Annotated in this window: 8 protein-coding genes; 2 read left to right on the top strand and 6 right to left on the bottom strand. The window is 63.0% G+C overall.

Annotation, left to right across the window (positions count from 1 at the left end; translation table 11 throughout):
• Positions 1–31 precede the first annotated feature (31 nt).
• Positions 32–1,315, top strand: a complete 1,284-nt coding sequence (locus IFT80_RS05030; protein WP_122479232.1) for a putative porin — start codon at positions 32–34, stop codon at positions 1,313–1,315.
• Positions 1,316–1,397: 82 nt separating this feature from the next.
• Here IFT80_RS05030 and IFT80_RS05035 read toward each other — a convergent pair whose 3' ends face one another.
• The 4 genes from IFT80_RS05035 to fadD2 form a co-directional block, all read right to left on the bottom strand.
• Entirely contained in the window at positions 1,398–2,519 is a 1,122-nt protein-coding gene (locus tag IFT80_RS05035; RefSeq protein ID WP_192136911.1) for a beta-ketoacyl-ACP synthase III, read from the bottom strand.
• A gap of 76 nt (positions 2,520–2,595) precedes the next feature.
• On the bottom strand, positions 2,596–6,507 hold the full coding sequence (gene hrpA / locus IFT80_RS05040; protein WP_192136912.1) for an ATP-dependent RNA helicase HrpA: 3,912 nt from the start codon (positions 6,505–6,507) through the stop codon (positions 2,596–2,598).
• A gap of 101 nt (positions 6,508–6,608) precedes the next feature.
• Positions 6,609–8,306: a long-chain-fatty-acid--CoA ligase FadD1 gene (gene fadD1, locus IFT80_RS05045; protein WP_122479235.1), complete on the bottom strand. Its 1,698-nt coding sequence runs from the start codon at positions 8,304–8,306 to the stop codon at positions 6,609–6,611.
• 270 nt (positions 8,307–8,576) lie between these two features.
• The gene (gene fadD2, locus IFT80_RS05050) at positions 8,577–10,262 is read right to left on the bottom strand and encodes a long-chain-fatty-acid--CoA ligase FadD2 (protein ID WP_192136913.1); all 1,686 of its coding nucleotides are present in this window, start codon (positions 10,260–10,262) and stop codon (positions 8,577–8,579) included.
• A gap of 164 nt (positions 10,263–10,426) precedes the next feature.
• Between fadD2 and IFT80_RS05055 the strand changes: the two genes are divergently transcribed.
• Positions 10,427–10,897 (top strand): MaoC family dehydratase, encoded by a 471-nt coding sequence (locus IFT80_RS05055; RefSeq protein ID WP_043187336.1) that lies wholly within the window; start codon positions 10,427–10,429, stop codon positions 10,895–10,897.
• A 7-nt stretch (positions 10,898–10,904) separates the two neighbouring features.
• On the opposite strand, the gene IFT80_RS05060 is transcribed toward IFT80_RS05055, so the two are convergent.
• Together IFT80_RS05060 and IFT80_RS05065 are read right to left on the bottom strand one after the other, a co-directional pair.
• The gene (locus IFT80_RS05060; protein ID WP_192136914.1) at positions 10,905–11,075 is read right to left on the bottom strand and encodes a hypothetical protein; all 171 of its coding nucleotides are present in this window, start codon (positions 11,073–11,075) and stop codon (positions 10,905–10,907) included.
• A 60-nt stretch (positions 11,076–11,135) separates the two neighbouring features.
• Positions 11,136–11,462 (bottom strand): aspartate-semialdehyde dehydrogenase, encoded by a 327-nt coding sequence (locus IFT80_RS05065; protein WP_122479237.1) that lies wholly within the window; start codon positions 11,460–11,462, stop codon positions 11,136–11,138.
• Between the last annotated feature and the right edge of the window lie 65 nt (positions 11,463–11,527).

Genomic DNA, 11,527 nt, shown 5'->3' on the forward strand with positions numbered 1-11,527 from the left:
TGCCGGCCTTTTTTGCGATAGGGAGAATGTCATGCGTCGTGTTTCAACACTCACCAAGGTCAGCCTGAGCGCCACCGTCCTCATGGCCATCAGCACCCAGGCCAGTGCCGCGGTCGATGCCAAGCTGCTCGACATGCTGCGCGCCAATGGCTCGATCAACGCTGCGCAATACGCCGAATTGAAGACCGAGCTCGACGGTGAGAAACAGGCCCAGCAAGTGGCCGCCGCCGAACAATCGAAGAAGATGAGCGCGTTCGACCAGAAAGTCGCCTGGGCCGCAAAGACACAGATCAAGGGCGACGTACGCCTGCGCCACGAAAGCATCAACGTCGATGGCGAGCGCGATGGTTCCAGCGGCGACCGCAACCAGGACCGCCAGCGCATCCGCGCCCGCATCGGCGTCTACAGTGAAATCAACCCGCAGGTCGATGCCGGCATCCGCGTCGCCACCGGCAGCAGCGCCGACGCCCGCTCCACCAACCAGAGCCTGGACGGCGCCTTCAGCAAGAAATCCATCTGGCTCGACCAGGCTTACCTGGACTGGCACCCTACCGCCATCAAGGACCTGCACCTGATCGGCGGCAAGATGGCCCAGCCTTGGGTCAGCATGGGTGACGTGATCTGGGACGGCGACATCAACCCCGAGGGCGTAGCCGCCACCTACAAGCTGCCTCTGGGCGGCGCTGAACTGTTCGGCAGCACGGGCTACTACGTACTGACCGACAACATCGACGGCGAAGGTCGCCAGTTCGAGCACGACCTGCGCATGTACACCGGCCAGGCCGGCGCGCGCTTTGCGCTGGGCGACAACGTCAAGATGACCCTGGGCGGCAGCGTCTATTCCTACGACAATGACAACGCCACCAACGCCGCCGCCGTGCTGGCCGTCAACGGCAACGCCTCCACCGAATTCACCCTGTACGAAGGCTTTGGTCAACTGGACATCACCGGCCTGCCGTTGCCGCTGTCGGTCTATGGTCAGTACGTGGTCAACGGTGATGCCGAAGCCACCGCTCTGGTCGGCAAGCAGGACACTGCCTGGCTGGCCGGCTTCAAGACCAAGTTTGCCGGCTTCGGCCTGGACTACAACTACCGCGACGTGCAGCGCAACGCCGTGGTGGGGGCTTTCACCGACTCCGACTTCGCCAACGGCTTCACCGGCTCGCGCGGCCACAAGGTCAAGCTGGGCTACGAAATCGACAAGAACTTCGCCGTGGGTGCCACCTACTTCCTGGCCGAATCCGACGTTGCCAGCCGGACCCGCACCGATGCCGACGTGAACACCCTGCAACTGGACCTGGAAGCCAAGTTCTAACTCCACATCGCCCTACTGAAAAAGGCGCAACGTGCGAGTTCATCGCAGGTTGCGCCTTTTTCATTGGTGTTGCGGCAGTCGATCAGCGCTTGCGCAGAATCACGCTGCCGATGGAGTAGCCTGCGCCGAAGGAGCTCAACACCCCGAGCGAGCCTGGCGCCAGATCATCCTGATGGGTGTGCAAGGCAATCACCGATCCCGCCGAACTGGTATTGGCATACCGGTCGAGAATCACCGGCGCCTCGTCGACGCTGGCGTCGCGGCCAAGCAGCTTCTTCACGATCAAGTGATTCATGCTCAGGTTGGCCTGATGCAGCCAAAAGCGCCTGACGCTTTGCACGGCAATGTCGTTCTGCGCCAAATGGGCGCTGATCAGTTCGGCAACCATCGGGCAGACTTCCTTGAACACCTTGCGGCCTTCCTGCACGAACAGCTTGTCGTCGCCTCCTGCCCCCAACGCTTCGGCCCGATTGAGGAAACCGAAGTTGTTGCGGATATTGTTGGAGAACTGCGTCTGCAGACGGGTGCTGACGATGTCGAACTGGTTAGTCGAAGTGGCCAGGTCTGCCCGTTCCACCAATACGGCCGTTGCTGCATCGCCGAAGATGAAGTGGCTGTCGCGGTCGCGGAAATTCAGGTGCCCGGTGCAGATCTCAGGGCTCACCACCAGTACTGCGCGCGCCTGCCCCAACTGAACGCTGTTACTGGCCTGCTGAATGCCGAAGGTGGCCGAGGAACAGGCCACGTTCATGTCGAAGCCGAAACCCTGGATGCCCAGCGCCTGCTGCACTTCGATGGCCACTGCCGGATAGGGACGCTGCAGGTTGGAACAGGCGACGATCACCGCGTCGACATCGGCGGCCGTGCGAGCGGCCCGTTGCAGCGCCTGCTCCGCCGCAGCGACCGCCATCTGGCACAGAATGGACTGCTCGTCATTGCTGCGCTCGGGCAGGTGCGGTTTCATCCGCTGCGGATCGAGAATCCCGGCCTTGTCCATGACGAAGCGGCTCTTGATGCCACTGGCCTTCTCGATGAAAGCCGCGCTGGACGGCGCCAGCGCCTGTGCATCGCCACGCTCGATGGCGGCGGCGTTGTCTGCATTGAACGCTTCGACGTAGTGGTTGAAAGACTCGACCAGCTCTTCGTTGGAGATGCTCTGGGCCGGCGTATACAGGCCGGTGCCGCTGATGACGACGTTATGCACGCTCGTTCCTCTATTGTTAGGGGCAACTCATTCACATGGACGCCACGCAGGCCCAGGTCAATCGACCCGGGCAGATTCAGGCGTCCACTGCGCTCCACTGCTTGCTCAAGCGCTTGTCCGATACCGGCACCTTGGTGCCCAACTGCTGCGCGAACAGCGACACTCGATACTCCTCCAGCAGCCAGCGGTAGGCCGCCAGCTGTGGATCACGCTTGCCTTCCTGGCCATGCTTGTTCAGGCGTGCCTGATACTGGCTCCAGAGATTGGACAGCTCACCGCTCCAGACCCGGTCTTTCTGCACCTGGCTGGGCAGTTTCTCCAAGCGTAGCTCGACAGCCCTGAGCAGGCGCGGCATTTCCTTCAACCACGCCGCGGGGGTGTCGCGCACAAAACCGGGATAGACCAGATTGCCCAGTTGCTGCTTGATATCGTTCAACGCCACGGCATGGGTCAGATCGATCTTGCCCTTGAAGCGCTTCTGCAGGCCGTGCCAGAGCTTGAGAATATCCAGGGTCAGGCGCGCCAGACGCTCGGCATGCTCCGCCCAGGCACCGCGCTTGCGCTCGGCCAGCGTTGCCAGTGCCACGCCATCGCGCGGCAGGCTGGCCTCGCCCTCGAGCACGCAGCTGTCGAGGCTGGCCAGCAGAATATCCTCGACCAAGGCTTCGACACGGCCCAGTTCGCGGTACAACAGGCCCAGCTCGGTCTGGCCCGGCAACTTGCCGCGCAGGAACTTGGCAGGCTCGGCCAACTGCTGCAGCAACAGGCGCTGCAGAGCGCGGCGATGCTGGTATTCGGCTTCGGCCGCTGTCGAGAAGCGCCCTTCCTTGACCGTACCACCCTCTTCGACCAATGCGGGATACACCGTCATCGACAGTCCGGCGATGTTCTGCTGGGTAGTCTGCTCGACCTTGGCGAACGCCTTGGCCTGCACCGGTTGCTGGCTCTTGGCCGTGCTCGGCACGGCCAACGCCGCGCTGCTGGCCTCGGCGAAGCGCGCGGTCAGCTCGGCCAGGTCACGCCCTTCACCCAGAAACTTGCCCTGGCCGTCGAGCACTTCGATGTTCATGCGCAGATGGCTGTCGACCTGCTGGGCCGCCTCGGCCCACGCCTCGTCGCTGACTCGCGCGCCGGTCATGCGCAGCAATTCGCCCCCCAGCGCCTGCGGCAGCGAGCCTGCGCCGAACGTCAGGCGTGCGAGCGCTGCGCGAACGAAGTCCGGCACCGGCACGAAGTTCTTGCGCAAGGCCTTGGGCAGGTTGCGCACCAGCGAAATGCATTTGGCTTCCAGCAACCCCGGCACCAGCCACTCCAGACGCTCACCCGGCAAAGCGGGCAGCAGCGGCGCGGGCACGCACAACGTCACGCCATCGCGCGGATGATTGGGCTCGAAGTGGTAGCTCAGCTGCAGGCTCAGGTCGCCCAGCCGCAGGGTGTCCGGGTACTGCGCGGCAGTGACTTCGCTCGCCTCGCGGGCCAGTACGTCCTCTTCGCGCATGATCAGTAGATCGGGTTGTTTCTGACTGTTGACCTTGTACCAGCTGTCGAAGGTCGCGGTCTGGTGAATCTCGGCAGGAAGGCGTGCCTCATAGAAGCCGTAGAGGGTTTCTTCGTCGGCGAGAATGTCGCGGCGGCGGGCCTTGGCCTCCAGCTCGTCGAGTTGCTCGAGCAGCAGGCGATTGGCCGTCAGGCACTTGGCCCGCGACTGGATCTCGCCACGTACCAAGCCTTCGCGAATGAACAGCTCGCGTGACGTCACCGGATCAATGGGGCCGAAATGCACCGGGCGCCGGCCAACCACGATCATGCCGTAGAGCGTGATCTGCTCGAACGCCACCACCTGGCCGCGCTTCTTCTCCCAATGCGGTTCGAAATGGTTCTTCTTGATCAGATGCCCGGCCAGCGGTTCGATCCAGTCAGGTTCGATCTTGGCGACCATGCGCGCATACAGCTTGGTCGTTTCGACCAGCTCGGCGGCCATCAGCCACTGAGGCTTCTTGCGCCCCATGCCCGAGGACGGGTGGACCCAGAAGCGACGCTGGCGTGCGCCCAGGTAGTCGCCGTCTTCGGTCTTCTGGCCGATCTGACTGAGCAGGCCGGACAGCACCGCCTTGTGGAACCTGGGATAGTCCGCAGCGTCCTTGTTCACTTCCAGCTGCAGGTCACGGCAGATCAGGCTCAGTTGCCGATGCGCATCGCGCCATTCGCGCAGGCGCAGGTAATTGAGGAACTGTTTGCGGCACCAGTTGCGCAACGCGCTTGCGCCCAGCTCCTGGCGCTGGGTTTCGAAACCACGCCACAGATTGACCAGCGCGGCGAAGTCCGAATCGGCATCCTTCCATTGCGCATGCGCCTGGTCGGCAGCCTGCTGGCGCTCGGGCGGACGCTCGCGCGGGTCCTGCACCGAGAGCACGCTGGCAATGATCAAGACTTCCTGCAGGCTGCCCTTGCGCGCGCCCTCGAGCAGCATGCGGCCCAGCCGCGGGTCGATCGGCAACCGGGCCAACTGGCGGCCCATTGGCGTGAGCTGGTTCTCGCGGTTGACCGCGGACAACTCCTGCAAAAGATTGAAGCCATCGCTGATAGCCTTGCCATCAGGCGGCTCGATGAACGGAAACTGGTCGATTTCGCCCAGGCGCAGGTGCAGCATCTGCAGAATCACCGCCGCCAGGTTGGTGCGCAGGATTTCCGGATCGGTGAATTCGGGGCGCGAGAGAAAATCCTCTTCGCTGTACAGGCGGATGCAGATGCCCGGCTCGACCCGGCCACAGCGACCCTTGCGCTGGTTGGCGCTGGCCTGGGACACCGCCTCGATCGGCAGGCGCTGGACCTTGGCACGGTAGCTGTAGCGACTGATGCGTGCGGTGCCGCTGTCGATCACGTAGCGAATGCCTGGCACGGTCAGCGACGTTTCCGCCACGTTGGTGGCCAGAACCACACGGCGCCCGGGATGGGACTGAAAGATGCGCTGCTGCTCGGCCGGCGACAGGCGCGCGTACAGCGGCAAAATTTCCGTGTGCCGCAGCTGCGCCTTGCGCAGCATGTCGGCGGCATCGCGAATCTCGCGCTCGCCGGGCAGGAACACCAGCACGTCGCCCGGCGTCTTGCGCTCGCTGCGCTCGAAGGCGGCGATTTCGTCGAGCGTCGCCAGGATCGCCTGGTCGACGGTCAGGTCGTTCTCGATCTGATTGCCTTCCTCGTCCTGCTCGGCAGTGAGCGGCCGATACCAGGTGTCCACCGGGAAGGTCCGCCCGGACACCTCGATGATCGGCGCGTCGTCGAAGTGCTCGGAGAAACGCTGCAGATCGATGGTGGCCGAGGTGATGATGACCTTGAGGTCGGGCCGCCGTGGCAGCAGGGTCTTCAGGTAGCCCAGCAGAAAATCGATGTTGAGGCTGCGTTCGTGCGCTTCGTCGACGATGATGGTGTCGTAGCGTTCGAGGAAGCGGTCGTGCTGGGTCTCGGCCAGCAGGATGCCATCAGTCATCAGCTTGACCAGGGTATTGGCATCGCTCTGGTCTTCGAAGCGCACCTGATAGCCAACCAACCCGCCCAATGGCGTGGCCAATTCCTCGGCGACCCGACTGGCCACGCTGCGCGCGGCGATCCGGCGCGGTTGGGTATGAGCGATCAGACCATGCTGGCCGCGGCCCATTTCCAGGCAGATCTTGGGCAACTGGGTGGTCTTGCCCGAGCCGGTTTCACCGGCAATGATCAGCACCTGGTGCTCGGCGAGGATTTTCTTGATCTCGTCGCGCTTGGCGGCAATCGGTAGGCTGTCGTCGTAGCGCACGCTTGGCACGCTCAGCCGACGCGCCTGGACGCGGGCGAACGAGGCCTGGACTTTCTCGACCCACTGGCCAAGCTTCGCCTCGTCAGGACGCTTGCGCAGTTCGTGCAACTGTCTGCGCAGGCGGTGACGGTCGCCGATCATGGCCTGGTCGAGGTTTTTCAGAAGCTGGTCAATCGAAACGGTTTGGTCGGTCATCAGGTACGCAGAGATCTTGGTGGGGTACGTCGAAGGTTACACCCCGCGATTGTCGCAGATTTGCGGGGGTTGTGTCGGCAGCCCCCGGAGCTGGGCAGAGATCAGGCCGATTTCTTGATGCCCAGTTTCTTCAGTTCTTCGTCGCGCAGTTCACGCCGCAGGATCTTGCCCACGTTGGTGGTCGGCAGCACGTCGCGGAATTCCACCGTGCGCGGCACCTTGTAGCCGGTGACGTTGGCACGCATGTGCTCCATGACCTTCTCCTTGGTCAGGGTGACACCCGGCTTGGCCACGACGAAGATCTTGATCGACTCGCCGGACTTTTCGTCCGGTATGCCGATGGCGGCACACTGCAGCACGCCCGGCAGGGTCGCAAGGACATCCTCCAGCTCGTTGGGGTACACGTTGAAACCGGAGACCAGGATCATGTCCTTCTTGCGATCGACGATACGCATGTAGCCGTCGGGCTGTATCAGTGCGATGTCGCCGGTCTTCAGCCAGCCCTGGGCATCGAGGATCTCGGCGGTGGCGTCCTGGCGCTGCCAGTAGCCCTTCATGACCTGTGGACCCTTGATGCACAACTCGCCGATTTCGCCCAACGGCAGCTCTTCGCCCGCATCGTTGATGATCTTGGCCAGGGTGGACGGTACTGGAATGCCGATGGTGCCGATCTGGATGCGCTGGTTGGGGTTCACCGAGGCGACCGGGCTGGTTTCGGTCATGCCATAGCCCTCGCAGATGGCACAGCCCGTCACCTCTTTCCAGCGTTCGGCGGCCGCCAGCTGCAGGGCCATGCCCCCCGACAGGGTGACTTTCAATGCCGAGAAGTCGAGCTTGCGGAACGCATCGTTGTTGCACAGGGCCACGAACAGCGTGTTGAGCCCGACGAAGCCGCTGAACTTCCACTTGGAAAGCTCCTTGACCATCGCCTGCAGGTCGCGCGGATTGCTGATCAGCACGTTGTGGTTGCCGATCAGCATCATTGCCATGCAATGAAAAGTGAAGGCATAGATGTGGTAGAGCGGCAGCGGCGTGATCAGCACTTCGCAGCCTTCATCGAGGTTGGCGCCCATCAAGGCCTTGCACTGCAGCATGTTGGCGACCAGGTTGCGGTGGGTGAGCATCGCCCCCTTGGCCACCCCGGTGGTACCGCCGGTATATTGCAGCACCGCTACTTCCGAGCTGGCCGGATTGGCCTCGGTGACGGCCTGGCCGCGACCCTTGCTCAACACGTCGTTGAACTTCACCGCACGCGGCAGGTGATAGGCCGGGACCATTTTCTTCACGTACCTGATCACGCTGTTGACCAGCAGTCGCTTGAGCGGTGGCAGCAGGTCGGCGACTTCGGTGACGATGACGTGGCGCACGGCCGTTTTGGGCACGACCTTTTCTGCCAGGTGCGCCATGTTGGCCAGACAGACCAGGGCCTTGGCGCCGGAGTCCTTGAACTGGTGTTCCATTTCCCGCGCGGTGTACAGCGGGTTGGTATTGACCACCACCAGGCCTGCGCGAATGGCACCGAAGACCGCAACCGGATACTGCAGGACGTTGGGCAACTGCACCGCAATGCGATCACCCGGCACCAGGTCGGTGTGCTGCTGCAGGTACGCGGCAAAGGCACCGGACAGCTCATAGAGCTCGCCGTAGCTGAGGGTCTTGCCCAGATTGGTGAACGCCGGCTTGTCGGCGAAGCGCTGGCAGGACTGCTTGAGCACCGCCTGGATATTGGGGTACATGTCTGGATCGATATCCGCCGCGATTCCAGCCGGATACTTATCCTTCCAGAAATTTTCGATCATGGAAGCCCACTCCTCCAGCGCCAGCGAATCTTCACCGCATTCGATGCGATTATTATTGATATGTCAGCACGACCGCTACAGGTCCGAATGCCGAAAAGCGCGCCGAGAGTAGCAGCTTTGCCATAAGGCGACTAGAGGCCGAAGGTGGCTCGCCGGTAACCATTGTGACCGGATCGTCAATTCCGGTCACACCCGATTTCACAGGACGCAGGCCAGCAGGCCTCAGCGTTCGCGGGCTGTGACACCAAGGCCTGGCGCCTGCATTGCGCGTCACTCGTCGCGCAGCTCACGCCGCAGGATCTTGCCCACGGGCGTCATCGGCAGGGCATCGCGCAGGACAATTTCCCGTGGCAGCTTGTAGCCGGTGAAATTGGCCTTGCAGTAGGCCATCAGCTCGGTCGTGGTCAGTTGCGGATCCCGAGCCACGACGAACAGCTTGACCGCCTCGCCTGAGCGCGCGTCCGCCACGCCAATGGCCGCGCAGTTGGCCACTTGCGGATGGGCCATGACCACGTCCTCGATCTCGTTGGGATAGACGTTGAAACCGGACACGATGATCAGGTCTTTCTTGCGATCGACGATGCGCACGTAGCCATCGGGATCTATGACGGCGATGTCGCCGGTCTTGAACCAGCCTTGCGCGTCCAGCGCCTCGGCGGTTGCCTCGGGCTGCTGCCAGTAGCCGCGCATCACCTGGGGCCCCTGGATGCACAGCTCGCCCCGCTCGCCCAACGGCAACTCGCAGCCCTGCTCGTCGATCACCTTCAACGCCGTGCCAACCACAGGAATACCCACGCTGCCGATGCGCGCGCTCTGGCCATACGGGTTGGTGCAGGCCACCGGCGATGTCTCGGTCAGGCCATAGCCTTCGACGATGCGGCAACCGGTAAGGCTTTCCCAGCGTTCGGCAGTGGCCTTGACCAAAGCCGTGCCGCCGGAGTTGGTCACTTTGAGGCGGGAGAAGTCCAGCGAACGGAACTGCGGGTGCTCCATCAATGCCACGAACAGCGTGTTCAGGCCCAGCAGCGCGGTGAACCGCCATTTTTTCAGCTCCTTGATGAAGGCACCGATATCGCGGGGGTTGCTGATCAGCACGTTATGGTTGCCGGTGACCATCATGCACAGGCAGTTCGCGGTGAACGCATACACGTGGTACAGCGGCAGCGGCGCGATCATCACCTCGTGGCCTTGCTGCAGGATCGTCTGCCCCTGTTCGTCGAGCTGATGGAAACACGCCCGTACCTGCTGCATGTTGGCGACCAGATTGCCATGGGTGAGCATGGCGCCCTTGGCCAGGCCAGTGGTGCCGCCGGTGTACTGCAGCACCGCGAGGTCCTCGAGGGTCGGCGCTACCGGACGTGGCGCAAGCTCTGCGCCTCGCGCCAGAACCGTCTTGAACGACGCCGCCTGGGGTAGATGGTAGGCAGGCACGCGCTTCTTCACCTTGCTCACCAGCGTGTTGACCAGCCAACCCTTGGCAGTGGGCATCAGATCGCCCAGGCGGGCTTCGATCAGGTAGTGCAGCGTGGTGTCCGGCAGCACCTGTTCGACCTTGTCGCCGAACAGGTTGAGGTAGACCAGCGCCCGCGCGCCGGAATCGCGGAACTGATGGCGCATTTCCCGCACGGTATATAGAGGGTTGGTATTGACCACGACCAGGCCCGCGCGCAGCGCGCCGAACACCGCGATCGGGTACTGCAGGACATTGGGCAACTGCACGGCGATGCGGTCGCCGGGGACCAGATCGGTGTGCTGCTGCAACCAGCTGGCAAACGCGCTGCAGTGCCGGTCGAGCTCGGCGTAGGTCAGGGTAACGCCCATGTTGCTGAAGGCCGGACGATCGGCAAAGGTGCTGCAGGAGCGGTCGAACACATCGACAATGGACGTGAATTCATCGACGGGGAGCGTGTGGGGCACGCCCGGTGGGCGCTTGTCGTTCCAGAAATCAGGATGCATTATTATTGTCCTCTGATTCGAAGCCCGCCCGGCCATTGCGCCTGCGGTATGCTGCCGACGTTAGCAGCTGCCGCAACCCACGCAAATGCGCACGACCCCGCTGTTAACATCGTGAATCTATTTGACGCGGCCACGACCGTCGCCAAGCCAAGGACCCACCGCTCATGACCCAAGTCACCAATACCCCGTACGAAGCGCTCGAGGTCGGCCAGACCGCCAGCTTCAGCAAGACCGTGCAGGAACGCGACATCCAGCTGTTCGCCGCCATGTCGGGCGACCACAACCCGGTGCACCTCGACGCAGAATTCGCCGCCAGCAGCATGTTCAAGGAACGCATCGCCCATGGCATGTTCAGTGGTGCGCTGATCAGCGCCGCAGTGGCATGCGAGCTGCCAGGGCCCGGCACCATCTACCTGGGCCAGCAGATGAGCTTCCAGAAGCCGGTGAAACTGGGCGACACCCTGACCGTGCGCCTGGAAATCCTCGAGAAACTGCCCAAGTTCCGCGTCCGCATTGCCACTCGCGTGTTCAATCAGCGCGATGAACTGGTGGTCGACGGCGAGGCGGAAATTCTTGCGCCACGCAAGCAGCAGACCGTGACCCTGGTCAGCCCGCCACCCATCAGCATCGGCTGAAGGGCCTTCAGCGCTTCTTAGGCTTCTTGGCTTTCTTCCCGGCCTTGGCCTTGGCCTGGGCCAGTGGCAGCGCCTGTTCGAATGCCTGACGCATTTCGTTGAGGCGCTTGTCCTTGAGGTCATGGATGCGCTTGCCGCGTTCGCTGGCAAAATCGATCAGGTTGTCGTCTTGGCTCATGGCAGTGTCGGGTCGGATGGCGAAAGGATGGTCCATGATGCAGCGCGCGAACGGCTCTGACTAGACCTGGATATCGACCCACAGCCCCTGGCGCGGCGGGTCCTCGACCAAAGGCGCCACCGGAACCGTATTGTCGGCGTTGAGCGAGTCACCCGGCACCGGCGTGTGCTCGTCGGGGTCTGGCTGCCGGCCCTCACGCTGGCGTCGTCGCTGCTCCTCGCGCAGGAGCAGGGCGGTCTGGTCGGCATCGTGATGGCGCAGGTCGATGGCGGTTTCGTTCGAGCCGGGCTGGGCTGGCGCGACCGGCGCGATGCTGGGCGTGGACTTGACCGGGTCCAGTTGCGAGGTCACCGGCACGACGCTGATCGGGATCAGGGGCGGAATCATGAGGGAAGTCTCCTAATCTCAGGTTGTCGGCCGTCCTCGCAGCGACTTGAGGCATTTTGTCGCAC

This window comes from Pseudomonas sp. CFBP 8771, assembly GCF_014841695.1.
Lineage (GTDB): Bacteria > Pseudomonadota > Gammaproteobacteria > Pseudomonadales > Pseudomonadaceae > Aquipseudomonas > Aquipseudomonas baltica.

Excerpts from the sequence above, each read along its gene's own strand:
- hrpA (WP_192136912.1), bottom strand. The coding sequence starts at position 6,507 with ATGACCGACCAAACCGTTTCGATTGACCAGCTTCTGAAAAACCTCGAC.
- IFT80_RS05065 (WP_122479237.1), bottom strand. The coding sequence starts at position 11,462 with ATGATTCCGCCCCTGATCCCGATCAGCGTCGTGCCGGTGACCTCGCAA.
- IFT80_RS05030 (WP_122479232.1), top strand. The coding sequence starts at position 32 with ATGCGTCGTGTTTCAACACTCACCAAGGTCAGCCTGAGCGCCACCGTC.
- fadD1 (WP_122479235.1), bottom strand. The coding sequence starts at position 8,306 with ATGATCGAAAATTTCTGGAAGGATAAGTATCCGGCTGGAATCGCGGCG.
- IFT80_RS05055 (WP_043187336.1), top strand. The coding sequence starts at position 10,427 with ATGACCCAAGTCACCAATACCCCGTACGAAGCGCTCGAGGTCGGCCAG.
- IFT80_RS05060 (WP_192136914.1), bottom strand. The coding sequence starts at position 11,075 with ATGAGCCAAGACGACAACCTGATCGATTTTGCCAGCGAACGCGGCAAG.
- fadD2 (WP_192136913.1), bottom strand. The coding sequence starts at position 10,262 with ATGCATCCTGATTTCTGGAACGACAAGCGCCCACCGGGCGTGCCCCAC.